Raw genomic sequence first — 26,581 nt, 5'->3', positions numbered from 1 at the left:
GCAGGCGGAACACACCGCCAACACAGTGGGAGGGGACAGAATGTCCGATATGCAAAAGCTGCAGGAGAACCTGCTGAACGCGTTCCCAGAGGCGGCCCTGCTGCTGAGCCGGGGCCATGTGGCGGCGGCCAACCAGGCGGCCCGGCATCTGCTGCCCCGGCTGGAGGACGGCGGGGAGGTCCCCCTGGAGCTGGAACGGCTGCCGGAGGAGAACGGCGGCCTGGTAACGGTGGGCGGTTCGGCCTGGCGCGTCCAGATGACCCAGACCCAGTGGGGGCGGCTGATCGTTCTGTTCCCCGCTGTCCAGACGGCGGTGACGGCTGCCCAGCTGGATGGGTCCCTGCGCCAGATGCGCACCTATCTGGCCCAGATGCAGCTGGCAGCGGAGGACATCCCCCTGTCAAGCCGGGGCATGTTCTGGAAGAGCTACCACCAGATGTTCCGCCTGATGGATAATCTGGACCTGCTCCGTCAGCTGGGTCAGCCCGGCGGGGCGGCCCTGCAGCTGGCGGCGCTGGACCTGACAGCGCTGTGCCGCAGGGCGGTGCAAAGCTGTACCTGGCTGCTGGAGCGGGCCGGGGTGAAACTGGCCTATGACAGCCCGCCTGCCGCCCTGCTCGCCCCCGGGGACGTAGCGCTGCTGGAGCGGGTGCTGCTGGAGCTCATCGCCAACGGGGCCCGGTGGACGGGGCAGGGGACACTGAAGCTGTCCCTGCGGCGGCTGGGCACCCGGGGCGTGGTCACTGTGACCCCCGGGCGCGGTCTGCCCCGGCAGCGGCTGGACGAGCTGCTGCGCCGGGAGAGCGGCTATGGCATCCCCCGGCCCGGCACAGGGGCGGGGATCGGCATACCCCTGGCGGAGACCATCGTCAAGCTCCACAGGGGCAGTCTGCTGATGAACACCGGAGAGGACGGCATCCCCGTGGCGGTGCTGGCCCTGCCCACCGGGCCCATGCCCACCCGGGTGACGGTGCGCACCCCAAAAGTCCAGCGCAGCGGCGGCCTGTCCGCCCCCCTGGTTGCCCTGGCCGACATTCTGCCGGCTGAGAGCTTCTGCCCGGAGGAAGAAGCGAACTTATCGACATAGGGGCATAGGACATAGGGAGGTATGCTTTTATGACACCAAACAAATGGAGAAAATGGGCCGCGCTGCTGTGGGCCGCCTGTCTCTTCGTAACAGTGATTGGGTCAGCGATTGAAAATCGGGGCGCAAAGATCATGGCAGGGCTCGTCGTCCTGGCCGGCTGCCTTGCATTCCTCATCGGGACCTGGAAATACTGGCGCTGCCCGGAATGTGGCGGCCTGCTGCGGCTGGACCGGCTTTTCGCCCCGCCGGAATGCCCGCACTGCGGATATAAGGTTGAAAAGTGAAAATTTGCCCGCTTGACAATCCCCTTTCCCGGTGATATAGTACCCCTGTTAACATGGCTGAGACGGAGAAGCATCCGCCGGTGGCGCACAGAGAGGGACATGTTTGCTGGAATTGTCCTGCGCTGATAAGGCGGACGTACCACTCCCGAGCTGCCCGGGACTTGAATCTAACCGGGACGGGCCCGCCCGTTACAGCGGTCACTGAGAAAGCGGCGGTTTTTTTTAACCGCAAGCAGGGTGGAACCGTGGAGCGCTTGATGCGCCTCACCCCTGGACAACACAGGGGTGAGGCGCTTTTTGCTTTGCCCCAGGGGCGGCAGAGCCGCCGGGAAAGGAGAATTTCACATGGCTGAAGAAAACAAGGAGTTTACCTTTGAGAATGAGCAGTACCGCCAGACCTATTGGCACACCTGCTCCCACATCATGGCCCAGGCCGTCAAGCGCCTGTGGCCCGAGGTGAAGCTGGCCATCGGCCCCTCTATTAAGGAGGGCTGGTACTACGACATGGACGCCCCCTTCGCCTTCACCCCCGACCACATGGCCCAGATCGAGGCCGAGATGAAGAAGATCTGCAAGGAGAAGCTGAAGCTGGAGCGGTTTGAGCTGCCCCGGGAGGAGGCCATCAAGTTCATGGAGGAGAAGAACGAGCCCTATAAGGTAGAGCTCATCCAGGACCTGCCCGGCGATGCCCACATCTCCTTCTATAAGCAGGGCGAGTTTACCGATCTGTGCGCCGGCCCCCACCTGGACTCCACCGGCCGGGTGAAGGGCAACGCCCTCAAGCTGCTCACCTGCAACGCCGCCTATTGGCGGGGCGACTCCAACCGGGAGACCCTGCAGCGCATCTATGGCATCGCCTTCCCCAAGAAGGACGAGCTGGATGCCTATCTGGAGCGGCTGGAGGAGGCCAAGCGCCGGGACCACCGGAAGCTGGGCCGCGAGCTGGGCCTGTTCATGACCAGCGACCTGGTGGGCAAGGGTATGCCCATGTTCCTGCCCAAGGGCTATACCGTGTGGCAGATCCTGGAGAACTATATCAAGGAGAAGGAGCGCAAGCTGGGCTATCAGCACGTGATGACCCCCTGCGTGGGCACCGTGGACCTGTACCGCACCTCCGGCCACTGGGACCACTATAAAGAGAACATGTTCCCCGCCATGGAGGTGGAGGACGAGAGCTTTGTCCTGCGCCCCATGAACTGCCCCCACCACATGATGATCTACGCCAACCGGCCCCACTCCTATCGCCAGCTGCCCGTGCGCATCGGCGAGGTGGCCCACGACTTCCGGTTCGAGGCCAGCGGCACCCTGAAGGGCATCGAGCGCGCCCGCCACTTCTGCCAGAACGATGCCCACCTGTTCGTCACCCCCGACCAGATCAAGGACGAGGTGGCCGCAGTGTGCGATCTGATCTTCGACGTGTATAAGGACTTCAATATCACCGACTACCGCTGCGTCCTGTCCCTGCGGGACCCCGCCGACAAGAAGAAGTATCACGACGACGACGAGATGTGGAACAAGGCCGAGAGCGCCCTGCGGGAGGTGCTCACCGAGCTGGGCATCCACTTCACCGAGGAGATCGGCGAGGCCGCCTTCTACGGCCCCAAGCTGGATGTGAACGTGAAGCCCGCCGTGGGCGGGGAGTACACCCTGTCCACCTGCCAGCTGGACTTCTGCCTGCCAGCCAAGTTCCACCTGCAGTACGCCGACAAGAACGGCGAGGAGCAGACCCCTGTGGTGCTCCACCGGGCCATCCTGGGCTCTCTGGACCGCTTCATGGCCTACCTCATCGAGGAGACCATGGGCGCTTTCCCCTGCTGGCTGGCTCCCGTCCAGGTGAAGGTCCTGCCCGTCACCGACCGGGCCGCCGAGTATGCCCGGGAGATCAGCAGCTATCTGGACGACCACGGCTTCCGGGTGGAGGTGGACGAGCGCAACGAGAAGATCGGCAAAAAGATCCGGGAGACCACCCTGGAGAAGGTGCCCTTCATGCTGGTGGTGGGCGACCGGGACATGGAGAACAAGACCGTCTCCGTCCGCACCCGCGCCGGCGAGGACCTGGGCGCCATGAGCCTGGAGGACTTTGCCGCCAAGCTCCGGGACATCGTGGACAACAAGACAGACAAGTAAATCCTGCCTTGACAACGAAAGGGCCGCCCAGCCGGGCGGCCCTTTTGCGCGCTTTGGGGCGCTGGATGTTCAGTTGATCCGGTCACGATAGCGATATTGGGTCTCATAGACGGCAGGAACGGTCCGGCTCTCCTCCCAATAATAGCTCTGGCCGCTGGGGGACTTATACTCCTTCCACCAGGGCCGCCCGTCGGAGCTGAAGTGGTCGTACCCGGCGTGACTGCCCCGGCAATAGCCGCAGGACCAGTCCCGCCCGCTGGTGCCGTACTTGGTGCTGCTCCAGCCGGTGACGTCCAGGCTGGCCCGGCCATAGCCCAGGCCCTCCAAATAGAGCGAGCACCAGCAGTCGTGCCCGTTGGCCACATAGCGGCCATAGCGGTACTGGGTATAGGCCTCAGAGACCTTCACCGTCCGGGTCTCCACCTGACGGGTGGCAGAAGCGGACACAGGAGTGGTGCTCCAGCCACTCCAAGGTTCATAAATCGGCTCGGCCGGGGCGATAGTCTCCGGCTGCTGGGTCTGGTCCTCGACAGGCTGGACCTCTGTGGGTATCTCTCTCCACAGGGCGAAGAGGTTAGTATCCTCTGTAAAGTCAGCGCCGCAATTGTCAGTGGGGAGTATGAGCAGACCGCTGCCCTCGTAGAGCTTCCAGCCCAGGAACTCATAGCCCGGGCGTGTGGGGGTAGGCAGTTTCCCGCAGGTATCTCCCTCCCGCCAGGTGATGGAGGTGGGAGAGACGCTTCCGCCCCTGGCATCAAAGGTGATGGTATACTCCGCCACCTGCTCAGTCTCCGGTCTGATGACTGCGGCTCCGCCGGACCGTGCGGTCCAATAGCCGTATTGACCCTGGGCGGTGGTCTTCAGGGGTACGGCGGTCAGGCTCTTCTGTCGCCCGTCCCAGGGGTCCAGGATCAGAATGTCGCTCTGGCTGAGACGGTTCGGGTCACAGGAGGCCCGATAGCCGATGGCCACTATGTAATGAAAGGATGTAGAGCCCTTGGCTCTCAGCATCACGGGACGGCCCATGTTGATGTTGTCATACACCACCCGAAGGATCGTCTGCTGAGAGGTGGTGTTTACGCAGGAGTTATAGCCTGCCACAAATGGGCCGCAGGCCCTCTGACCGCTGCTGCCATCGCGGTAGCGGGTCCAGGCATAGGGGGTGTTGTCCAGGATGATCCTGCTGTAAGTAAAGGCAAATGCCTGGCACGCCTGCTTATAGCCGGTGCTGACCTGGCTTCCGCACTGGGAGATGTAGTTCCAGGGCACGGACAGGGTGACATAGTCGCTCTGCTCGACAGCAAAGGCCGTGGCCATAGAAGTGAGCAGAATGGAACACAATAGGATACACGAGAAAAGCCGTTTGGCAAATTTTTTCACTTTGATCCTCTCCAGTATTTTTAGTTATTTTGCAGATTGTAAATCAGCATGGCCACTTCGGCCCGGGAAAACGCCTGGCCCTTTCCGCTGCTGATCCCCTCCAGCAGGCCGAAGGACTGGGCCAACTTCACAAAGCCGTCAGGATAGCCGCCCAGTTCCGTCGCCTCGCCGCCGCCCCCGGCGGCCTGGACCACCATAGTGATAGCCTGCTCATAGGTCACTTTGTCCGACGGGCCAAACTTGCCGTTTCCATAGCCGCTGACCAGACCCAGCTCCGCTGCCTTGACCACATAGCGGTTGGCCCAGTGCTGGGCCGGGACGTCAGTAAAGACGGAGCCGTCGGTGGTCAGGCCCTGGTTTTCCTCCAATACGTTGCACAAAATGGTGGCCATCTCCGCCCGGGTCACCGTTTTCTCCGGGGCAAAATTGCCCTTGTCGTCCCCCACCATGATCCCGGCCTGGCTCACATAGTCCACAGCCTGGGCATAGGCCGCGTTCTCCGCCACGTCGGGGAAGGATGACGCCGCCAGGGCGGGACTGACGGCCAGGGCCAGGGCCAGCAGGGCGGACGCCCCCTTTTGGAAGATGCGCTTCATGTTCGATCACCTTGCTTTCTGATAATTTGCCGTGGGATGTATCCTGTATAAGCCGGGATCTGCTCCACTCCTCTCCTCTTACATTTTAACTATATGCACATAAATTCGCCTATACAGTTTATTATACTCTAGCACAGCTACCTATACAATTCAAGTGGATTCTAATTATATAGGCAGGAATGTTATGGACTATTATGTGATCGGGCAGCGGATACGAAAGACGAGAAAGGCCCACGGCCTGTCCCAGGAGCAGCTGGCGGAGCTGGTGGGCATCTCAACCACCCATATGAGCCACATCGAAACAGGCAATACCAAGCTGAGCCTCCCCGTGTTGGTGTCGCTGGCGGAGGCCCTGGAGGTGAGCACCGACGAGCTGCTGCTCCAGGGCAGCCCCACCGAGCGCGGGGGCGTGCTGGACGAGCTGGCGCAGTTGCTGGAGAGCTGCACGACCCAGCAGATGAAGATCGTGGTGGACGTTGTAAAGGCCACTATTGTCTCTCTGAAAAAATATCTGTAGCGCCGCTCCTTGGGAGCGGGACAGGGGCCGAAGGGCGGGCCCCTGTCCAATCGTGATGGAAAGAAAGGATAGACAAACGGGCCCGGTGTGGCTATAATGCAAGGTAGCATACTGGATAATTGGGCGGTTTTTTGCCGCGTTCGATCTGGGCCGCGCCGAGGAGAAAGGTGTTTTGACCGTTTTTGTGTCGTTGTGGAGGCTTGGATCGCAAAACTGCACACGAGACAAAAAGGAGCGAAACACAAAAATGGAGATCAACGGACAGACGGTATCCCCCCAGGCGGAATACCGCCAGCTGGGCCTGTCAGACGAGCTGATGCGGGCCATTGACAAAAAGGGCTATGTTCAGGCCACCCCGGTACAGGCCGGGGCCATCCCCTATTTCATGGACTGGAAGGATGTCATTGCCAAGGCCCCCACGGGCACGGGCAAGACCTTTGCCTTCGGCATTCCCATGGTGGAGCACATCGACCCGGAAAATGCCGATGTCCAGGCCCTGGTGCTGGCCCCCACCCGGGAACTGGCCATCCAGATCCAGGACGAGCTGCGGGACCTGTGCGCCTTTAAAGAGGGGGTGCGGGTGGTCTGCCTCTATGGCGGCCAGCCCATTGACCGGCAGATCAACCAGCTGAAAAAGGCCCCCCAGATCGTGGTGGCCACCCCCGGCCGCCTGATGGACCACATGAAGCGGCGCACCGTCCGCCTGGACAAGGTGCAGACCGTGGTGCTGGACGAGGCCGACCGGATGCTGGACATGGGCTTTGTCCGGGACGTGACCCACATTCTGGACACCATGCCCCGTCGGCGGAATCTGGGCATGTTCTCCGCCACCATCTCCCGGGAGGTGCTGGACATCTCCTGGGTCTATCAGCGGGACCCGGTGGAGATCACCGTCCAGGCCGACCAGGAGAACCGGCCTGACATCGTCCAATACAGTCTTCAGGTGGAGCGCAGCGAAAAGGCCGAGGTGATGGCCCATCTGCTGGACATGGGGGGCTATGAGCGGGTCATCGCCTTTTGCAACACCAAGAATATGACCGACCGGCTGGCCGGGCTGCTGGATATGCGGGGCATCTCCTGTGCAGCCATCCACGGGGATATCCCCCAGGTGGTGCGGGAAAAGACCCTGCAGAAGTTCCGGGAGGGCAAGATGCGGGTGCTGGTGGCCACCGACGTGGCTGCCCGGGGCCTGGACATCGACGACGTGGATGCGGTGTTCAACTACGATGTGCCCGACGAGAACGAGTATTATATCCACCGCATCGGCCGAACCGGCCGGGCCAAGCGCCACGGCGTGGCCTTCTCCCTGGTGTCCTCGGTGACGGAGAGCATCCGCCTGGACGACATCAAAAAGGCCACCGGCAGCCAGATCCGGGCCGTCCACTTCAACGACCACGGGGACCTGGTGGCCGCCAAGGCCTGACTGGACCGAACCGGCCAAACATCATACCATAAGAACAAGGGCAGTTTCTGCCCACTGTGACGGAGGTGCTGAGTATGGAACAAAAGCGGCTTTACCGAACGGAAGGAAACGACAAAATGCTGTGCGGCGTGTGCGGCGGCTTTGGGGAATACTTTAACGTGGACCCCAATCTGGTCCGGGTGGGCTGGGTGCTGCTCAGCCTGTTCACCTGCACCGTGGGCGTGGTGGCCTATGCCGCCTGCGCCCTCATCCTGCCCGCAAAGAGCGAGCTGTATTAAACACGCAAGAGCATAAGCATGAAAGTAAGGAGAAAATGATCCATGGAGATTCTGCTTCGTCCCTCCGTGCCGGAGGATGTGCCCGTTCAGCGGACGCTGTGGTCCCTGTCCTTTGGTGACGACCGGGCCTATATCAACAACTTCTATAAGAACTACTACCGGCCCGACCGGGTGCTGGTGCTGGAGGCGGAGGGGGCTGTGCGGGCCATGACCGCCTGGTTCAGCACCGTGTTGAGCATCCCCGGCAAGGACCAGATCTTCCGGGCGGCCTATCTGTACGCCGTGTGCGTCCACCCCGACTGGCGGGGCAAGGGCCTGGCCGGCAAGCTGCTGGAGGGGGCCGGGCTCTATTTCCGGGACCGGGGCATCCAGGCGGTGACCACCGTGCCTGCCAGCCGGGAGCTCCACGGCTTCTTCGCCAAGCAGGGCTTTTTCGAGTGCTTCACCCAGGACGAGCATCACTGGACCCCGGAGCTGGGCCAAAAGGCCCCGGAGACCCTGCCCAAGATGAAGCTGGTGAACGCGGCGGAATACGGCGTGCTGCGGGAGGGCCTGCTGTCCAAGCTGGGCCACATCGCCCTGCCCATGGATGCCCTGCTCTATCAGGCCGGGTGCTGCCGCATCGACGGCGGCGGCATGTACCTGGTGGGTGCCCCAGCCGGCCCCGCCGCCCTGTGCGCCGAGGGCACCGGGGACAAGAACCTGCTGGTGAAGGAGCTCATCGGCAGCCCGGAGGCGGTGGACCAGATCGCCGCCGTGCTGCCCCAGCTGCTGCCCAAGTTCGGCGGGACCTACCGCACGTTGGGCGACAGCGTCCCCTTCGGCATGATGAAGTGGCTCTCCCCGGAGCTGGATCAGGCTTGGGACCGGGACATCCGGGCCTATCTGGGCCTGGCATTTGACTGAAAACTTGCAAATTGCACAAAAACAGCCCTTCCATTTTGTGAAAAGGGCTGTTTTTCTTTGCGCCACAGGCGAACAGAAGAGGAAAAATAGAGGACCACAGCCATTTGCCTGTGGTAACCCCAACAAAATTTATGATTTACACCTGGCCGTTTTGTGATATCATAGACACATCGGAAGAGGAAAAGGTTCCCTGAATGCGAAATGAAAGAGAACCTTCAAAACATAAACCGACTGAAAAAACTTTTAGGAGGAACGAAACAATGAACAAGTACATTGAGCGCGTCATTGAGGCCACCAAGGCCAAGAACTCCCACGAGCCCGAGTTTCTGCAGACCGTCGAGGAGGTCCTGACCTCTCTGGAGCCCGTCATCAACGCCCACCCCGAGTATGAGAAGGCCTGCCTGCTGGAGCGGATGGTCGAGCCCGAGCGCGCCATCGAGTTCCGCGTGACCTGGGAGGACGACAACCACGAGTGGCACGTCAACCGCGGCTACCGCGTGCAGTACAACGCGGCCCTCGGCCCCTTCAAGGGCGGTCTGCGTTTCGACCCCTCCGTCAACCTGTCCATCATCAAGTTCCTGGGCTTCGAGCAGGTCTTTAAGGACGCTATGACCGGTCTGCCCATCGGCGGCGCCAAGGGCGGCTCCGACTTCGACCCCCGCGGCCGCAGCGATGCCGAGATCATGCGCTTCTGCCAGGCCTTTATGACCGAGCTGTATCGCCACATCGGCCAGGACATCGACTGCCCCGCCGGCGACCTGGGCGTGGGCGGCCGTGAGATCGGCTACCTGTATGGCCAGTATCGCCGCATCGTCGGCGGTTCCGAGTTCGGCGCCGTGTCCGGCAAGTCCGTTGTCACCGGCGGTTCCATCCTGCGCCCCGAGGCCACCGGTTTCGGCGCTGTGTACTATCTGGTCGAGGCCCTGAAGCACGACGGCGTGGACATCAAGGGCAAGAAGATCGCCATCTCCGGCTACGGCAATGTGGGCTGGGGCATCATGAAGAAGGCCGCTGAGCTGGGTGCCGCTGTCACCTACTTCGCCGGTCCCGACGGCTACATCCACGATCCCGACGGCGTCGTGACCGAGGAGAAGCTGAACTACATCCTGGAGATGCGCGCCAACGATCCCAAGCACTGCAAGCCCTATGCTGACAAGTTCGGCTGCGAGTTCGTTCCCAACCAGAAGTGCTGGGGCGTCAAGGACGTGGACATCTACATGCCCGCCGCCACCCAGAACGATGTCAACCTGGAGTGGGCCAAGAAGATCGCCGAGTCCGGTGTGAAGTACTACATCGAGGTCGCCAACATGCCCACCACCAACGATGCTCTGGAGTTCCTGAAGGAGCAGAAGCACATGGTCGTGGCCCCCTCCAAGGCTGTTAACGCCTGCGGCGTGGCCGTGTCCGAGCTGGAGATGGCTCAGAACGCCGAGCGTCTGTACTGGACCGCCGAGGAAGTTGATGAGAAGATGCACGCCATCATGAAGAACATCTATCACAACTCCGTCGAGGCTGCTGAGCGCTATGGCCTGGGCTATGACCTGGTCGCCGGTGCCAACATCGTGGGCTTCCAGAAGGTTGCCGATGCCATGATGGCTCAGGGTATTTTCTAATCGAAAACCCAAACAAGTCTTTCTTTCGGGGAAGCGGCAAATGCCGCTTCCCCGATTTTTATGCCCATTCCCTATAGATTTCCGCTGTTGAGCATGATATAATAACTACGCTTGCGGCTGCACGGATCATCCAGTTTATTCAGCCGCCTTTCTATGCGAATTTTTGATAAGGGAGTGGACCCTTTTGTCCAAATACGAAGCGGAAATCAAGCGCAGACGCACCTTTGCCATCATCTCTCACCCCGACGCGGGCAAGACCACCCTGACGGAGAAATTCCTGCTCTATGGCGGAGCCATCGCCCAGGCCGGTCAGGTCAAGGGCAAGAAGAACACCCGGGCTGCCACCTCCGACTGGATGGAGATCGAAAAGCAGCGCGGCATCTCCGTCACCTCCTCGGTGATGCAGTTTCAGTACGAGGGCTTCTGCATCAACATCCTGGACACCCCCGGCCACCAGGACTTCTCCGAGGATACCTATCGCACCCTGATGGCCGCCGACTCCGCCGTGATGGTCATCGACGCGGCCAAGGGCGTGGAGGCCCAGACCCGCAAGCTGTTCAAGGTTTGCGCCATGCGGGATATCCCCATCTTCACCTTCATCAATAAGATGGACCGGGAGAGCCGGGACCCCTTTGAGCTGTGCGAGGAGCTGGAGCATGAGCTGGGGCTGGACACCTATGCCATGAACTGGCCCATCGGCTGCGGCAAGGACTTTCAGGGCGTGTACGACCGGCAGAACCGAAAGGTCATCCACTTTACCTCCAACACCAACGCCCGGGCGGCCACCGCCACCGAGATCGAGCCCGACGACCCCGCCTTGGCAGACCTCATCGGACAGGCCCGCCGGGACCAGCTGGTGGACGAGATCGAGCTGCTGGACGGGGCCTCCTGCGACTTTGACATGGACCGGGTGCGCCACGGCAAGCTGTCCCCCGTGTTCTTCGGCTCCGCCCTGACCAACTTCGGCGTGGAGCCCTTTTTGGAGGAGTTCCTGCGCATGACCACCGCCCCCCTGCCCCGCCGGGCCGGGGACGAGATCATCGACTCCTTCGACGACGACTTCTCCGCCTTTGTCTTTAAGATCCAGGCCAACATGAACAAGGCCCACCGGGACCGCATCGCCTTCATGCGGGTGGTCTCCGGCAAGTTCGAGGCGGACAAGGAGGTCTATCACATGCAGGGCGGCAAGAAGATCCGCCTCTCCCGCCCCCAGCAGCTGATGGCCGCCGAGCGGGAGATCATCGAGGAGGCCTATGCCGGAGATATCATCGGCGTGTTCGACCCGGGCATCTTCTCCATCGGCGACACCCTGTGCGCCCCGGGGAAGAAGTTCAAGTTCGACCCCATCCCCACCTTCGCCCCGGAGCATTTCCAGCGCATCCGCTCCATCGACACCATGAAGCGCAAGCAGTTCTTAAAGGGTGTGGAGCAGATCGCCCAGGAGGGTGCCATCCAGATTTTCAAGACCCCCTACACCGGCATGGAGGAGGTCATCGTGGGCGTGGTGGGCACCCTGCAGTTCGACGTGCTGGAGTACCGCCTGCGCAGCGAGTATAACGTGGAGCTGTATAAAGAGGGCCTGCCCTACGAGTACCTGCGCTGGATCGTGCGGGACGACCCGGATGCCCCACCCCTGAAGGAGGAGGACCTGCTGCTGCCCAACGACGCCAAGCTGGTGGAGGACTACAAGGGCAACCAGCTGCTCCTCTTTGCCGCCCAGTGGTCCATCCAGTGGGTGCAGGACAAGAACAAAGACCTGAAACTGGCCGAATTCGGCGGCGCGAAGTTCTGATAAACAAAAGTCGATCCCCCGGACGGGGATTGACTGAGACTGTCGAAAAAGCCTGTCATTGCGAGGAGGCCCAACGGGCCGACGTGGCAATCCGTAACCCCCGTCCCTTGGCCCCCTTGTTAAAGGGGGCTGTCAGCGAAGCTGACTGAGGGATTCCGTTTTTAGGACAGCTTTCCGGTAGTCGGAATCCTTCCGTCACGGCTTCGCCGTGCCACCTCCCTTTGACAAGGGAGGCTGCTGGACGGGGATACTGTGGGTGCATACACCGACGGCGGGCCGCTGAGGACAGCGGCCCCTACGGACAAGGTTCGTCACATTCCGTAGGGGCGGATGTCCCCATCCGCCCGCAATGCTTGCCTTGTACGCCGACGGCGGGCGGCTGATAGCCGCCCCTACAAGAGACCAGTGAAGCAGGTGTAGGGGCGGATATCATCCGCCCGCCCTCTCAGTCACGGATGCGGCGCACCCCTTGCGGGTGCTGCGCAGCCGTTGGCAGCTCTGCTGCCTTACGGATGCGGCGTACCCCTTGCGGGTGCTGCGCTCCTCGGAATGACAGAAATGGGTTTATTGACACGCTGGGTCGATCCCCCGGCGGGGGATTGACTTTTTACCAAATCATGTTATACTGAACATAAGAGAAGGCGCTGCCGGTAGACGGGAGCCCCTTAAGCTACAGAGAAGTAACCGTTAAGTGGGCAAACTTAGGGCGGTTACTTCTTTTTTATCTGGAGAACCAGAGAAATGATGCTGACGATCAGAATGCCGAGCTGAAACAGGTCGGAATAAGTGACCATAACATCACCCCCTCCTATGTAGTGGAGGAGGTACAAAGAAGTGCGGCCTCCTCCCGGAAAAGAAGGGACCACCCGCCTACCGTCACTGGCAGCGCCGGCGCATATCCATGCGCCAGAGATATTATAGCATATTATGTAGAATATGGCAATCAAAGTATTTTAAAATTGGAGGACGGTTCCTGTGACCTAAATCACAGGAACCGTCCTCCTGACTTTGGTGAGGATCACTCCAGCACGAATTCCCAGCTGAAAAACTCCCGGCTGCCGTGCAGGCCGAACACAGCCCGGTATTGTCCGGGGGGGAGGCTTGCGCGGTAGGGAACCAGGGAGAAGTCAAAGGAGTCAGAAGTCCCGGGGGAGACGTACAGCAGGTTGGCGGTCTCGCCGGTCTGGTCTGTGGGTGGGACGGAGTACCATACGCCGCCTTTCTGTATCTCTAAACAGGGCTTGTCCAACTCCCCCGCATAGCCTCCGATGTTGGAGACATGGAAGGTGATCTGCTCCGTGTCCAGGGGATACCAGTCCGCGTCGGCGGTGCAGAGAAATTGATCGGAGGGCTGTCCGGTGTAGGGGGACAGTCCGGCCCTGTGGTGCAGCCACAGGAGCAGCCCGGCGGCGCAGAGCAGGACGGTCAGCGGCAGAAGCAGTCGTCTTTTACGGGAAAGGTTGCGGGCGGTGGGAACGGCAGACATGTGTCATCCCTCCTGTGATCCATGATCTAAATCAGCGGCAGACGTTCTTCCATCTAAAGTGTATCATGCCGGAATCGAAATCGTCAACAAAAAAGAACCGCCGGCGGCGGCCCTTTTTGCGATAAACCGGAGATTCACGCCGTTGCCGGGAACAGCTTTCTCAGGCGGCGGATGCAGTGGATGCAGGCGGGGAGGAGAAACAGATCGGCGCACAGCCAGGCGGCGGGGGAGGCAAAGCAGGCGGCGGTGTAGCCGAAGAGGGGAACGAAAATGCTGCCCACGGCGGTGCGGGCCAGCATCTCCAGTACCCCGGCCAGGATGGCGAACATGCTGTAGCCCATACCCTGGATGGAGAAGCGCAGAATGTTCACCAGGGCCAGGGGAAAGAAGAAGGCGGCCAGGGTGGTGATGTATTGGGCGGTGAGGCGCACCAGCAGGGCCAGCTGCTCCTCCCCCGGGTCCAGAAAGAGCATGGCGCACGCCGGGGCGAACAGGAGCATCCCGACCAGGGCGATCACCGCATAGACAAGGCCCAGCAGGCTGCAGGACCGCACCCCCTGGCTCAGGCGGTCCAGCTTAGCCGCCCCCACGTTTTGGCCGCAGTAGGTGGCCATGGCTGCGCCCATGGCGTCGTAGGGACAGGCCAGCAGCTGGAACAGCTTGGCCCCGGCGGCCACCGCCGCCACATAGGTGCTGCCCAGGGTGTTCACGGCGGACTGAAGGACGATGGAGCCGATGGCGGTGATGGAGTATTGCAGCCCCATGGGGATGCCCATCATGCACAGGGTGCGGCAGGAGTGCCCGTCCAGCCGCCGCTCCTCCTTGCCGGTGCGGAGGATGGTATACTTTTTCCGCATGTACACCAGACAGGCCAGGCCGGACACCGTCTGAGAGGTGACGGTGGCGATGGCCGCTCCCGCCACCCCCGCCTTGAAATACAGGATCAGGGTGAAGTCCAGGAAGATGTTTAGGAAAGAGGACAGGGCCAGAAAATACACCGGCGTTTTGCTGTCCCCCAACGAGCGGATGACGGCGGCCAGCAGGTTGTAGAGGAAGGTGGCCGGGATGCCCATGAAGATGACGAAGATATAGGCATAGGCGTTGTCGATGATGTCCGCCGGGGTGCGCATCACCACCAGAATGTTCCGGCAGAACAGCCCCGTGACCACGGTGAGCACCAGGGCGAACAGGGCGGAGAGATAGGCGGCGTTGACCACGAAGCGGCGCATCTGGGAGTACTCTTTGGCCCCCATCCGCTGGGCCACCGGGATGGCAAAGCCGTTGCACACCCCCATGCAGAAGCCGATGACGAAAAAGTTGATGGACCCGGTGGAGCCAACCGCCGCCAGGGCCTGGGCCCCCAGCAGCTTGCCCACGATCATGGTGTCCACCAGGTTATAAAACTGCTGGAACAGCATGCCGCACAATGTGGGCAGGGCGAAGGCTAAGATCAGTTTCATGGGGCTGCCGGTGGTGAGGTCCTTGGTCATAGATACGCTCCTTTGTGACATAAAAACTTGGGTTCCGATTGGATACCGGATTATTATAGTCATCCGCCCCGCCCCTGCCAAGCGGCTTTTTTCACAATTTTCAGCCCGGATATGGCCCCATCTCCCACCAGAATAGAAATGCCCCCGCCGGTGAGGGCGAGGGCAGAATATAGGTTTACGCTTTTACTCCTCCCGCTGCCGGTGGGCGGCGGACAGGGCCATGCGGCGGCAGGACAGAAGGGTGGCCAGGTAATAGCCCCCGTACACCGCCAGCAGCAGGGCGGCGGCGGACAGACTGCCGGAGGAAGAATCCAGGTTACCGGTGACGGTGATGACCTGGTTTACCGCAGACAGGCCCACGGCGGCATGAATGAGACCAAGCCCTAAAGGCAGGAGAAAGGCAAGGGTGACCTGGTGGGCGGCGGAGCGGGCCAGAGCCTTCTCCTCCACCCCCAGGCGGCCCAGCAGAGCATAGCGCCGGGCGTTGTCCGCCCCCTGGGACAGCTGCTGGAGGGCCAGCACCGCTGCGGCGGCCAGCAGGAAGGTAAAACCCAGATACAGCCCCAAAAACAGCACCAGGATCTTTGAGCCCATGGTCTCCTGATACAGGTCCAGGCGGCTGTCTGTCCTGATGTCCGGGCCATCCAGGCCCTGCGTGGCACCGCTGATCAGGGGGAGGATCGTCCCCTCCGCCGTCTGCTTGTCCCCGGCGTAGTCCGCCGACCACAGCTGACGACGGACCTCCAGGCGCTGGGCCACGTCGTCCTCCACCAGAATGCACTGCATCCCAAGGCCGCCGGTGGCGGGGACATCCTCCTCCCAGGTGAGAAGGTGGGGCAGGGGGCCGGAGTAGGCGGGGCGGCCCAGGTGCTCTACCAGGGCGTTATAGTCACTCAGGGCGATGGCCCCGCTGGCCTCCTCCAGGCCGGTGACGGCGGGGTCGTTATAATAGAGTAGGCAGTCATAGCTCCAAGCCAGGGCATTTTCGGCCCCACCCGCCCGAATGGCGGCATCTAGATCCACTGGGCCGGACTGGTCTGCCGAGCGGTTCTGCACGGTGAGGTCGAAGGGGGCCTGTTCGTCGGTGAGGGACTGAATGGTGGAATTGAGGCCCACGGAGCTGGCGGTGATGCCCATGGCCAGCAGGAGCAGGATGGCGATCACCGTCTGAGACAGATAGGTGGAGTGGACCCGGCTGAGCCACTGGCGCAGGGTGAACAGGTTCAGCCCCCGGTAATAGAGGGCCGGGCGCTTTTTCACCCCGTGGAGCACAAAACCAGGGAGGGAGCGGAAGAGGAGCAGAGTCCCCGCCGTGCCCAGGATCAGCATGGCGGCGCACAGGGGCAGGATGACCAGGGCCGTCACCAGGCCGAAGTTCAAAAGAATGCCGTAGGCGATAAGCAGGCAGGCCACCCCCGCCACGAACTGGATCACCGACGCGGACAGGGGCCGGAGGGGGAGCACCTCGTTTTTCCGCTCCCCCCGCAGCAGGTCGATGAGCCTGGCACGGGTGACCTCCACCCCGCTGAGGGCCATGACCAGTAGCAGGATGGCCCCGAAGCACACCGCCGTCTTCATGGCTGCCCCGGGGGAGAAAACCAGCCCCAGCTGGGCGGACACGTCCATCTGGAACAGGGACAGGGTAAGGGCGGACAGCCCCGACGAGGCGGCAGAGCCTAAGATAAGCCCGGCGAACAGGGAGATGAGGCCGGTCACCACCGTCTCCAGAATCAGCAGCCGGGATACCTGCCCCGGGCTCATGCCCAGCAGCAGATAGCAGCCCAGCTCCTTTTTCCGGCGGCGGAGGAGGAACCGGTGGGCGTATAAAATAAGACAGGCCAGCACCACCGCCACAAAAACGGACAGGACGCTAAGCACGGTGAGGATGGCCCGCACCGTCTCGTGGCTCTTCTCCCGGAGATAGAGGATGGCCCCCTGGTCCTCCACGGAGTTGAAGGTGTAGAACAGGCACACGCCGAAGGTGAGGGTGAGGAGATAGACACCGTAGTCCCGGAAGGAGCGGCGCACGTTGCCCAGAGCCAGCTTACAGAACATTTTGGACCTCCCCGCCCAGCTGGGCCACCACGTCCATGATCTGCCGGAAAAAGTCCCGTCGGTCCCCCTGGCGGAGGAGCTGGGTGAAGACCTGCCCGTCCCGCAGGAAGATGACCCGGCGGCAGCAACTGGCGGTGAAGGCATCGTGGGTGACCATGAGGATGGTGGCCCCCAGGTCACGGTTCAGGCTCTCCAGCCGCTCCAGCAGCAGCCCGGCGGCCCGGGAGTCCAGGGCCCCGGTGGGCTCGTCGGCCAGGACCAGATCGGGCCGGGTGACCATGGCCCGGGCGGCGGCGCAGCGCTGCTGCTGCCCCCCGGACATCTGATAGGGGTACTTGTCCAGGCAGTCCTCGATCCCAAGGCGCTGGGACATCTCCCGCACTCGACCCTCGATCTCCTTTGCCGGGGCCCTGGTGATGGCCAGGGCCAGGGCGATGTTCTCAAAGGCGGTGAGGGTGTCCAGCAGGTTGCAGTCCTGAAAGATAAAGCCCAGCCGCTCCCGGCGGAAGCGGGTGAGGGCCCGGCCCCGCAGGCCGGTGAGCTCCTGCCCGCCCACCCGGATAGAGCCGGAAGTGGGCCGGTCAATGGTGGCGATGCAGTTGAGCAGGGTGGTCTTGCCCGAGCCGGAGGGACCCATGATGCCCACGAACTCCCCCCGCTCCACCGACAGGGACACGCCGCCCAGGGCCTGGGTGGCCGCCGTCCCCCGGCCATAGACCCGCTTTAAGTCCCGGACGGATAAAATTTCTTCCATATATACGTCGCTCCTTTTCCGCCTGTACGGCGGGTGATGTGCCATTAGGATAGCACCGGGAAGCGGCGATTTTCTGGAAAAAAGTTTTAGGATTTATTTAAGAGCATGTGAAGATTTTCACAGCAGAAACAGCCACCCCAGCCACCCGGCGCTGGCCGCCGCTGCGCCGATGGCGGCCCACAGTGGGGCGGGCAGCCGCTCCAGCCGCCGGTTCCAGGCCTTGCCCTGCTTCAAATAGCCGTCCGCCGCCCGGCGGGCCTCCTTCAGGACATGCTCGGCGGTGACCCCCTCACGGGCCAGGGCCTCCTCCTTCACGATGAAAATGGCCTCCTCAAACAGGCGGGGGTCGGGGGACTTGACCAGGATGACCTGGCGGGTAATGCCCTTGACCATGACAGCACTTCCTTTCCCGGGCCTTTCAGCCCGCGCTTTTCCATATTCTGCCCCGGTGGAAGAGAACTATTCGCTTTGACAGAGGGGGAGTGGGAGGGTATACTGGTGGCAATGCTTTGATCGATCTGTCATTGCGAGGAGGGGCGAAGCCCCGACGCGGCAATCCGTGATTCCCGCAACATCGGCCTCCCTTGTTAAAGGGAGGTGGCACGGCGAAGCCGTGACGGAAGGATTCCGACCACAGGGAAGCGATCCTGGAGACGGAATCCCTCAGTCATCGCCTGCGGCGATGCCAGCCCCCTTTCACAAGGGGGCCTGACCTCTCAGTCAGCTTCGCTGACAGCTCCCCTTTCAGGGGAGCCAAGGGGACGAGAGTTACGGATTCCCACGTCGCTTCGCGCCTCGGAATGACATAGACGGAGGAGGGAGAATTTTATGAGTCTGGAGCGCGTCCGCCGCCTGGAGCTGACGGTGGCCCCGGCGGATGCCGGGGTGCGGGTAGAGCTGCTGCTGCGCCGGCGGTTTGGGCTTTCGGGCACGGTGATCCGCCGCATCAAGTGGCTGGAGGACGGCATCCTGCTGGACGGAGTGCGGGTGAATACCCGGTGCGTCCCAAAAGCGGGACAGGTCCTGTCCGTCCGGCTGTCCGACCCGGAGCGGCGCAGCGGCGTGGTCCCCGCCCCGGGAGAGCTGGACATCCGCTATGAGGACGGGGATATGGTCGTGCTGAACAAGGCCCCTGGGGTGACGGTCCACCCGGGACCGGGGCACTTTTACGATACAGTGGGTAATTTTCTCCTGTGGCATTACGATCAGGAGGGCTCGGAGGCGGATTTTCACCCCGTCCACCGGCTGGACCGGGGCACCTCCGGCCTGATGGTGGTGGCCAAGCACCCACACGCCCAGGAGAAGCTGAAGGAGCAGCTGCACACGGCGGACTTCTTTCGGGAGTATCTGGCGGTGTGCGACGGCTGCCCCCAGCCTCGGGCCGGAGTCATCGAGGCTCCCCTTGGACCCAAGCCGGGGTCATTGGTGGAGCAGATGATCCGCCCGGACGGCAAGCCCGCCCGCACCCGGTATGGGGTGGTGCTGGAGCGGGAGGGGCGCAGCCTGCTCCGTCTGGCCCTGGACACCGGCCGCACCCACCAGATCCGGGTCCACATGGCCAGCCTGGGCTGTCCCCTCACCGGGGATTTTCTCTATGGGACCGAGGCCCCGGAGCTGATCCGCCGGCCCGCCCTCCACTCCGCCCGCCTGTCCTTCCGCCACCCCATCACTGGCAGGCGATTAAGCTTTACCCAACCCATACCCTGTGACATGGCCGACCTGATCGGATCGGCGGAGAAGAGCGAACAGGGAAAAGTCCTGTACAACCAGCCGGATTTATGATACAGTTACAAGCACGAGACGCCCCGCCTCCCCGGACGGTTGGCAGGCGGGAGAGATTACAAAAAGGACGGGATCGACATTGGATTACGCAGCGGAATCGTTAAAGCTCCATTATCAGTGGAAGGGTAAGATCGAGGTGACCGCACGGGCCGCCGTGGACAGCAAGGAGGCCCTGTCTCTGGCCTATACCCCCGGCGTGGCTCAGCCCTGCCTGGAGATCCAGAAGGACATCAATAAAAGCTACGAGCTCACCCGCCGGTGGAACACCGTGGCCGTGGTCACCGACGGCACCGCCGTGCTGGGCCTGGGCGACATCGGCCCCGAGGCCGGCATGCCCGTGATGGAGGGCAAGTGCGTGCTGTTCAAGGCCTTCGGCGATGTGGATGCCATCCCCCTGTGTGTGCGCAGCAAGGATGTGGACGAGATCGTCAACACCATCGCCCTGCTGGCCGGCTCCTTCGGCGGCATCAATTTGGAGGACATCGCCGCCCCCCGGTGCTTTGAGATCGAGCGGAAGCTGAAGCAGCGCTGCGACATCCCCGTGTTCCACGACGACCAGCACGGCACCGCCGTGGTGGTGCTGGCCGCTTTGACCAACGCTCTGCGGGTGGTGGGCAAGAAGATCGAGGACGTGAAGATGGTCTCCTCCGGTGCAGGCGCCGCCGGCATCGCCATTATGAAGCTGCTGATGGCCTGCGGATTGAAGCACGTGATCATGTGCGACAAGCAGGGGGCCATCTACGACGGTATGGAGGGCCTGACACCCGCCCAGGCGGAGATGGCCAAGGTCACCAACCCCGAAAAGCGCAGGGGCTCCCTGGCCGAGATGCTGGTGGATGCCGACGTGTTCCTGGGGGTCAGCGCCCCCAATCTGGTCACCCCCGAGATGATCAAGACCATGGCCCCCAACCCCATTCTGTTCCCCATGGCCAACCCCGTGCCCGAGATCCTGCCCGACCTGGCCCGTCAGGCCGGGGCCGCCGTGGTGGGCACCGGACGCAGCGACTTCCCCAACCAGATCAACAATGTGCTGGCCTTCCCCGGCATCTTCCGGGGCGCTTTGGATGTGCGTGCCGCCGACATCAACGACGAGATGAAGATCGCCGCCGCCAAGGCCATTGCCGGCATCGTCTCCGACGAGGAGCTCAATGCCGACTATATCCTCCCCGCCGCCTTCGACCCCCGTGTGAAGGACGCCGTGGCCGCCGCTGTGGCCCAGGCCGCCCGGGACTCCGGCGTGGCCCGCATCTGAACATGAAAAATCGCCCCGCTGCAAACGCAGTGGGGCGATTTTTGTAAAACTTATGCTTCGGCTTCTAATGGCTTCACCCGGATCTCCAGCACCCGGCGGTGCTCCACCCGGGTGACGGTGACATCCAGCCCCTCGGCCTGGAAGTGGTCCCCCTCCTCGGGGACACGGCCCACCTGCTCCATGACCCAGCCGGAGACGGTGGCCGCATCGCAGGAGCCCTTCACCTGGAACAGGTCATACAAATCGTCCAGATTGGCCGAGCAGGCGATGAGATAGCTGCCATCAGACTGCTTGCGGAAGGTCTCGATGACCTCGTCGTGCTCATCCCAGATCTCGCCCACCAGCTCCTCCAGAATGTCCTCCAGAGTGGCGATGCCCTGGGTTCCGCCGTACTCGTCCACCACCACAGCCATGTGGGCCTTGTTCTTTTGGAGGATGCGCAGCAGCTCGGATATCTTGGTGTTGCCCGTGGTATAAAATACGGGGGTCTTCAGCTGCCGGAGCATGGTCTCCCCCCGATAGCGGGCGGCGTAGAAGTCCTTCTCGTGGATAACGCCCACGATGTTGTCGATGGTCTCGTGGTAGACGGGGATGCGGGAGAAGCCGCTCTCGGCAAACAGGGCCGCCAGCGCCTCCATGGAGTCGTCCTCTTCAATGGCGGTCAGGTCCACCCGGGGGGTGAGGATCTCGGATACCTCCATGTCGTTGAACTCGATGGCGTTGCGGATGAGGTCGCTCTCGTGGCTGTCCAGTCCGCCCTCGGTCTCCGCCTGGTCCACCATGCCCACCAGCTCCTCCTCGGTGATGCCCTCGTCGTCCTTTTTGCGGAACAGGCGGCCCAGCAGGAGCTTCCACTGGCCGAAGAGAAAATTGGCCGGGGTAAATAGGACCATGAGTATCCGCAGCAGGGGGGTGGCGAACAGGGCCCAGCGCTCGGCGTTCTCCTTGGCCAGGCTCTTGGGCGAGATCTCGCCGAAGATCAGGATGATGACCGTCAGGGCCACGGTGGACACGGTGGGGCCATACTGGTGGAACCACCGGGTACACAGCACGGTGGCTACGGTGGTGGCGCTGATGTTCACCACGTTGTTGCCGATGAGGATGGTGGACAGCAGCTTGTCATAGTCCTCCGCCAGCTTCAGCGTCCGGGCGGCCCGGAGGTTTCCGTCGTCGGCCCGGGCTTTGAGCCGGATGCGGTTGAGCGAGGTGAAGGCCGTTTCTGTGGCGGAAAAATAGGCGGAAAAAGCCACCAGGATGATGAGGGCCGCAAGCATACCGATACTGGCACTGTCAAGGTCCATAATAAAGGGATCAACTCTGCTTTCTGTTTCACAAATTTTCGTCTCCCGTGGGAGCGATTTCCAAGGAGTATACCATACCTTTTCTCTGATTGCAATGGATAGCCAACAAACCAAACAGATTTTATACGGATTTTCCGGCTTCTTTGCCTGATTTTCACGCCATGAAAGGCTCGCAAGCAAAATCCGCTCCGATTTGCAAAGAAAAAAGGGTGATAGGCCAAAGCTGGCCCTTGCTTTTTGAAAAGAATAATGCTAACATACCCTTGATTTGATAGGCAGGGCATCTGCGCGGGATGTCCCAATCTTTGTTTCTGGAGGAACTGCACTTATGTTTAAGAAGCTGATCGAAATTCTGAAGGCCCACCCCCGGAAGATCGTCTTCACAGAGGGCGCTGACCCCCGTATTCTGGAGGCATCTGCCCGGCTGCTGTCCGGTACCTTCCTGACCCCCATCCTGGTGGGCAACCCCGAGGAGATCCGTCAGGCCGCCGAGGATGCCGGTTTCAACATCCGCGGTGCCATCATCATCGACCCTGAGAACTATGAGGAGATGGAGGCCATGGTTGCCCGCATGGTGGAGCTGCGCAAGGGCAAGATGACCGAGGACGACTGCCGCAAGGCCCTGAAGAAGAGCAACTACTTCGGCACCATGCTGGTGGCCATGGGCCAGGCCGACGCCCTGCTGGGCGGTGCCACCTACTCCACCGCCGACACCGTCCGCCCCGCCCTGCAGCTGGTGAAGACCAAGCCGGGCAACTCCATCGTGTCCTCCTGCTTCATTCTGGTGCGCCCCTCCGCCACCGGCGACAACGACGTGCTGGCCATGGCCGACTGCGCCATCAACATCAAGCCCAACGAGGACGAGCTGGTGGAGATCGCCGCCGAGACCGTGGACTGCGCCAAGATTTTCGGCGTGGACCCCAAGGTGGCTTTCCTGAGCTACTCCACCTTCGGCTCCGGCAAGGGCGAGGATGTGGACAAGATGCGCAACGCCGCCAACAAGGCCAAGCTGGCCATGCCCAACGTGCCCATCGAGGGCGAGCTGCAGTTCGACGCCGCCGTCTCCCCCCGTGTGGCCAAGACCAAGTGCCCCAACTCCAAGGTGGCCGGCTATGCCAACACCTTCATCTTCCCCGACATCAACGCCGGCAACATCGGCTATAAGATCGCCCAGCGCCTGGGCGGCTTCGAGGCCTATGGCCCCATCCTGCTGGGCCTGAACGCCCCCATCAATGACCTGTCCCGGGGCTGCAACGCCCAGGAGGTCTATTCCATGGCCATCATTACCGCCGCTCTGGCCTGATGACAGCCTGAAAAGAGACACATAACGTAAAAAGCGGGCTGCACATCCGTGTGCAGCCCGCTTTTTGCCTTCCCCTGGGGGAAGGCTATAGGATTCCTGCTAATTGAGGGGTTGTCTCATGTGATTGCTGCAATCATTTTAAGGCAGCCCGCTTTTTCAGCGTCAGATCGGTTCATCATCGCCTGCGGGCCGGCCCAGAGCGGCCAGGGCAAAGCCATAACAGGCGACGGAGCACAGCAAATACAGCAGGGAGAGGAACCACCCGTGGGTGCAGCCCCACCAAGCCAGCCAGATGCCGAAAATCACGTGGGGCGTGTACAGCACGGCGAACCAGCGCCTGCGGTGGGCGTTCTCAGTAAAGACCAGCTTTTTGGTGGGGTAGGTGAGAAAGAGACCGTAGACCACGAACACCCGGATGACCGCAGCCTCTACTCCGGCAGTTTCAGAAAACGAGAGAGCGTACAGGCAAAAGGCCAGGAGGGGGAGAAAGTTCAACGCCTCGGTCCAGAACTTGGGGTAGCGGAAGAGTGGGTTTGACATTCGGCTTCACCTCACAGCTTGAAGATCAAAAAGATCAAAATTCGGCTCGGCGGGGCTTGGCTTGATGCGTTCTCTAAGTACATTGTACCAGCGATACAGAAAAAGTCAACGGTTCCAACAGAGAGAAGGGCAGGCACGGGCCGGAGCGGGAAAACTTTTGGCTTTACTTGCGCAAAGTGCAGTGATATAATTTCAGTCAGGTTAAATTATGTTCACGGGGGCTCTGCTTCCCGTGCAGGAGGTTTTGATCATGGTCAACCAACGTATGCTGGGCCTGGGCACTGCCCGGTCTGTGATCCGGGAGCTGTTTGAGTATGGCAAGCAGCGCTCCGCCGTGGTGGGTGCGGAGAATGTGTTCGACTTCTCCCTGGGCAACCCCAGCGTCCCCGCCCCCGACGCCATCAACGAGACGGCCATCCGCATTCTGAAGGAGCAGCCCGAGCTGATCCACTGCTACACCAGCGCCCAGGGGGATGCCGCCGCCCGGCAGCGCTTTGCCGACTCCCTGAACCGCCGTTTCCAGGGCAGCTACACCGCCGACCAGTTTTACATCACCGTGGGCGCGGCGGCCTCTCTGTGCTGCGTGTTCAACGGCCTGACCTGCCCGGGGGACGAGTTCATCGTATTTGCCCCCTATTTCCCTGAATATAAAGTATTCATCGAGGGGGCCGGGGCCAAAATGGTGCTGATCCCCCCGGAGATCGAGCACTTCCAGATCGACTTCGACGCCCTGGAGCGCTCCATCACCCCCCACACCAAGGGCGTGGTGGTAAACACCCCCAACAACCCCTCCGGCGTGGTCTATTCCCGCCAGACTCTGGAGAAGCTCTCCGCTGTCCTCACCGCCAAGAGTCAGGAGTACGGCCACCCCATCTATCTCATCTCTGACGAGCCCTATCGGGAGATCGTGTTCCAGGGCTTTGAGGTGCCCTGGGTGCCCCATATTTACAAGGACACCATCGTGTGCTACTCCTTCTCCAAGTCCCTGTCCCTGCCCGGCGAGCGCCTGGGCTATGTGCTGGTGCCCGGAGATATTACGGACGCTCAGGAGGTCTATGCCGCCGTGGCCGGAGCCGGCCGCTCCCTGGGCTATGTGAACGCCCCCAGCCTGTTCCAGCAGGTCACCTCTCTGTGCTGCGATATGACAGCTGACTTGGCGGTGTACGAGCGCAACTGCAAGCTGCTGGTCACCGCCCTGCGGGAGATGGGCTATCATGTGGCCGAGCCCGGCGGAGCCTTCTATCTGTTCCCCCGCTCTTTGGAGCCGGACGACGTGGCCTTCAGCCAGCGGGCCAAGGACTTCGACCTGCTGCTGGTCCCCGGCTCCGGCTTCGGCGCTCCGGGCCATGTGCGGATCGCCTATTGTGTCCAGACCGAGCGCATTGAGCGGGCCCTGCCCAAGTTCAAGGCGTTGGCGGATTCCTACAAGTAAAGATCAAAAAATCCACAGGACCCATCGGTCCTGTGGATTTTTTTAGAAATTCCCATCCCGGTTGAACCGCCGGTAAAACTCCTTTGTCAGGTCGATAAAGGCCCGGGCGGCGGGGGAGAGGAAGCCGTTTTTCTTGTACACCACCGCCGTGGGGCAGGTGAGGGGCGGGTCCCCGATGGTAAAGCAGGCAAGCCGGTCCAGATAGGGGGTGCGGGAGATGCCGCTCTCCTGCAAAAAGGCAAAGCCCATGTTCTCCGCCGCCAGGTTGATGGCGGTGGTGTTGTTGGTGGTGACCAGGATGTTCTGGGGATCGATGTTCAGTACGGAGAAGGTGTTGTGCAGCAGCTTGGCCAGCCGCCAGTCCGAGGGAAGCATAATGATACGCTCGCGCTCCAGCTGCCGCAGCTGGGTGAACTGGAGGGGGCGGTCATAGGGGCTGTCCAGCCCCCGCAGCAGGGGGTGGCTTTTATGGCCGATGAGAAAGACGTGCTCCCGCATGATGAGCTCATAGGACAGCTCGGTCAAATCGCTGGGGATGTGCATGATGCAGAAGTCGATGACGCTGTCCTCCGCCAGTTTGGTCAGCTCGGGCACGGCGGCCTCGTGGAGGACCACCTGCACGTCGGGAAACTGGGGGGTGAACAGGGGCAGGATGTCGGGCAGCAGCATGGCTCCCCGCCAGGGGGACACGCCGATGTGCAGCACCGGGCGGTTCCGGTCCTGGATGTCCCGCAGGTCGCTGAACAGCTGCCGGTCCAGATAGCTCTGCCGCTCCAGGTAGGCATAGAACACCTCCCCGGCGGTGGTGAGGGTGAGGGGGGTGTGGGAACGGTCCATCAGGGCCACCCCCAGGGTGTGCTCCAGCTTGGCCAGATACTGGCTGAGGTAGGGCTGGGAGAGATACAGCTGCTCGGCCGCCTTAGAGATGCTGCGCTCCTTGGCGATGGTGAGGAAATATTCAGGATTTTTGACGAACATAAGCGCCCCTCCCAAAATTTAGACCAAACAGGCCGGTAAAGCTATCATATCACAGAATGGGGTGGGAGAAAAGATAAAAAAACCGCTGACCGCGTGTATGCGCACGGTCAGCGGCCCGTCTGTCGGGGATGCCTGTCCCGAAAGACTTTCTGGTGGTCAGAGAAATCTGGAATAAAAGGGGTAGGAAGAAAGCAGGGAGGTGTGA

The 26,581-nt window shown here is 61.8% G+C and carries 23 protein-coding genes; 13 read left to right on the top strand and 10 right to left on the bottom strand.

All coding sequences use genetic code 11. The features are described 5' to 3' along the window. Positions 1-40 precede the first annotated feature (40 nt). The 3 genes from H8S55_RS01880 (at position 41) to thrS (ending at position 3,498) form a co-directional block, all read left to right on the top strand. Positions 41-1,087 carry a sensor histidine kinase gene (locus H8S55_RS01880; protein ID WP_186877566.1) on the top strand — a complete coding sequence of 349 codons (1,047 nt, stop codon included), beginning with the start codon at positions 41-43 and terminating at the stop codon, positions 1,085-1,087. Between the two features lie 29 nt (positions 1,088-1,116). Next, complete coding sequence (locus H8S55_RS01875) at positions 1,117-1,371, top strand: hypothetical protein (protein ID WP_186877565.1); 255 nt, start codon at positions 1,117-1,119, stop codon at positions 1,369-1,371. A gap of 345 nt (positions 1,372-1,716) precedes the next feature. Then, positions 1,717-3,498, top strand: a complete 1,782-nt coding sequence (gene thrS / locus H8S55_RS01870) for a threonine--tRNA ligase (RefSeq protein ID WP_186877564.1) — start codon at positions 1,717-1,719, stop codon at positions 3,496-3,498. 69 nt (positions 3,499-3,567) lie between these two features. Here the strand turns inward: thrS and H8S55_RS01865 are convergent, their stop codons facing one another. Together H8S55_RS01865 and H8S55_RS01860 are read right to left on the bottom strand one after the other, a co-directional pair. Then, entirely contained in the window at positions 3,568-4,878 is a 1,311-nt protein-coding gene (locus tag H8S55_RS01865) for an InlB B-repeat-containing protein (protein ID WP_207721665.1), read from the bottom strand. Between the two features lie 20 nt (positions 4,879-4,898). After that, positions 4,899-5,474 (bottom strand): S-layer homology domain-containing protein, encoded by a 576-nt coding sequence (locus tag H8S55_RS01860; protein ID WP_186877562.1) that lies wholly within the window; start codon positions 5,472-5,474, stop codon positions 4,899-4,901. A gap of 184 nt (positions 5,475-5,658) precedes the next feature. Between H8S55_RS01860 and H8S55_RS01855 the strand changes: the two genes are divergently transcribed. The 6 genes from H8S55_RS01855 to H8S55_RS01830 all read left to right on the top strand — a co-directional run bounded on the left by H8S55_RS01855 (position 5,659) and on the right by H8S55_RS01830 (position 12,003). Then, on the top strand, positions 5,659-5,991 hold the full coding sequence (locus H8S55_RS01855; RefSeq protein ID WP_186877561.1) for a helix-turn-helix domain-containing protein: 333 nt from the start codon (positions 5,659-5,661) through the stop codon (positions 5,989-5,991). A gap of 247 nt (positions 5,992-6,238) precedes the next feature. After that, positions 6,239-7,414: a DEAD/DEAH box helicase gene (locus H8S55_RS01850; protein WP_186877560.1), complete on the top strand. Its 1,176-nt coding sequence runs from the start codon at positions 6,239-6,241 to the stop codon at positions 7,412-7,414. 74 nt (positions 7,415-7,488) lie between these two features. Further along, the gene (locus tag H8S55_RS01845) at positions 7,489-7,692 is read left to right on the top strand and encodes a PspC domain-containing protein (RefSeq protein ID WP_147561855.1); all 204 of its coding nucleotides are present in this window, start codon (positions 7,489-7,491) and stop codon (positions 7,690-7,692) included. A gap of 42 nt (positions 7,693-7,734) precedes the next feature. Beyond that, the gene (locus tag H8S55_RS01840) at positions 7,735-8,598 is read left to right on the top strand and encodes a GNAT family N-acetyltransferase (protein ID WP_186877559.1); all 864 of its coding nucleotides are present in this window, start codon (positions 7,735-7,737) and stop codon (positions 8,596-8,598) included. 260 nt (positions 8,599-8,858) lie between these two features. Next, the gene (gene gdhA / locus H8S55_RS01835; RefSeq protein WP_186877558.1) at positions 8,859-10,211 is read left to right on the top strand and encodes an NADP-specific glutamate dehydrogenase; all 1,353 of its coding nucleotides are present in this window, start codon (positions 8,859-8,861) and stop codon (positions 10,209-10,211) included. A 184-nt stretch (positions 10,212-10,395) separates the two neighbouring features. Beyond that, entirely contained in the window at positions 10,396-12,003 is a 1,608-nt protein-coding gene (locus H8S55_RS01830; protein ID WP_186877557.1) for a peptide chain release factor 3, read from the top strand. A gap of 1,018 nt (positions 12,004-13,021) precedes the next feature. Here the strand turns inward: H8S55_RS01830 and H8S55_RS01825 are convergent. From H8S55_RS01825 to H8S55_RS01805, 5 genes are all read right to left on the bottom strand, one after another. Further along, positions 13,022-13,489 carry an immunoglobulin-like domain-containing protein gene (locus H8S55_RS01825; RefSeq protein WP_186877556.1) on the bottom strand — a complete coding sequence of 156 codons (468 nt, stop codon included), beginning with the start codon at positions 13,487-13,489 and terminating at the stop codon, positions 13,022-13,024. Positions 13,490-13,623: 134 nt separating this feature from the next. Then, entirely contained in the window at positions 13,624-14,979 is a 1,356-nt protein-coding gene (locus H8S55_RS01820) for an MATE family efflux transporter (protein WP_186877555.1), read from the bottom strand. Between the two features lie 183 nt (positions 14,980-15,162). Beyond that, a complete protein-coding gene (locus tag H8S55_RS01815) occupies positions 15,163-17,034 on the bottom strand; it encodes an FtsX-like permease family protein (RefSeq protein WP_186877554.1) in 1,872 nt (623 codons plus the stop codon). After that, a complete protein-coding gene (locus H8S55_RS01810) occupies positions 17,024-17,788 on the bottom strand; it encodes an ABC transporter ATP-binding protein (RefSeq protein WP_186877553.1) in 765 nt (254 codons plus the stop codon). Before H8S55_RS01810 ends, H8S55_RS01815 begins: the two co-directional genes overlap by 11 nt. 117 nt (positions 17,789-17,905) lie before the next feature. Then, complete coding sequence (locus H8S55_RS01805) at positions 17,906-18,181, bottom strand: translation initiation factor 2 (protein WP_147561841.1); 276 nt, start codon at positions 18,179-18,181, stop codon at positions 17,906-17,908. A gap of 435 nt (positions 18,182-18,616) precedes the next feature. Here H8S55_RS01805 and H8S55_RS01800 point away from each other — a divergent pair, with 435 nt between their 5' ends. Both H8S55_RS01800 and H8S55_RS01795 read left to right on the top strand, forming a co-directional pair. Then, positions 18,617-19,570, top strand: a complete 954-nt coding sequence (locus H8S55_RS01800; RefSeq protein WP_186877552.1) for an RluA family pseudouridine synthase — start codon at positions 18,617-18,619, stop codon at positions 19,568-19,570. 79 nt (positions 19,571-19,649) lie between these two features. After that, complete coding sequence (locus H8S55_RS01795) at positions 19,650-20,822, top strand: NAD(P)-dependent malic enzyme (protein ID WP_186877551.1); 1,173 nt, start codon at positions 19,650-19,652, stop codon at positions 20,820-20,822. A gap of 50 nt (positions 20,823-20,872) precedes the next feature. Here H8S55_RS01795 and H8S55_RS01790 read toward each other — a convergent pair whose 3' ends face one another. Next, positions 20,873-22,123 (bottom strand): HlyC/CorC family transporter, encoded by a 1,251-nt coding sequence (locus H8S55_RS01790; protein ID WP_186877550.1) that lies wholly within the window; start codon positions 22,121-22,123, stop codon positions 20,873-20,875. A 328-nt stretch (positions 22,124-22,451) separates the two neighbouring features. On the opposite strand from H8S55_RS01790, the gene pta reads away from it, so the two are divergent. Next, positions 22,452-23,426, top strand: coding sequence for a phosphate acetyltransferase (pta, locus tag H8S55_RS01785; protein ID WP_186877549.1), 975 nt, complete (start codon positions 22,452-22,454; stop codon positions 23,424-23,426). Between the two features lie 162 nt (positions 23,427-23,588). On the opposite strand, the gene H8S55_RS01780 is transcribed toward pta, so the two are convergent. Beyond that, on the bottom strand, positions 23,589-23,966 hold the full coding sequence (locus H8S55_RS01780; protein ID WP_186877548.1) for a hypothetical protein: 378 nt from the start codon (positions 23,964-23,966) through the stop codon (positions 23,589-23,591). 250 nt (positions 23,967-24,216) lie between these two features. Between H8S55_RS01780 and H8S55_RS01775 the strand changes: the two genes are divergently transcribed. Further along, positions 24,217-25,398, top strand: a complete 1,182-nt coding sequence (locus H8S55_RS01775; RefSeq protein ID WP_186877547.1) for a pyridoxal phosphate-dependent aminotransferase — start codon at positions 24,217-24,219, stop codon at positions 25,396-25,398. A 42-nt stretch (positions 25,399-25,440) separates the two neighbouring features. Here the strand turns inward: H8S55_RS01775 and H8S55_RS01770 are convergent, their stop codons facing one another. Continuing rightward, on the bottom strand, positions 25,441-26,376 hold the full coding sequence (locus H8S55_RS01770; RefSeq protein WP_186877546.1) for a LysR family transcriptional regulator: 936 nt from the start codon (positions 26,374-26,376) through the stop codon (positions 25,441-25,443). Positions 26,377-26,581 lie beyond the last annotated feature (205 nt).

The organism is Flintibacter faecis (assembly GCF_014287875.1).
GTDB classification, from domain to species: domain Bacteria; phylum Bacillota; class Clostridia; order Oscillospirales; family Oscillospiraceae; genus Lawsonibacter; species Lawsonibacter faecis_A.
Note: the sequence above shows the minus strand (reverse complement) of the source record. Positions and strands in the feature narration are given on the sequence as shown.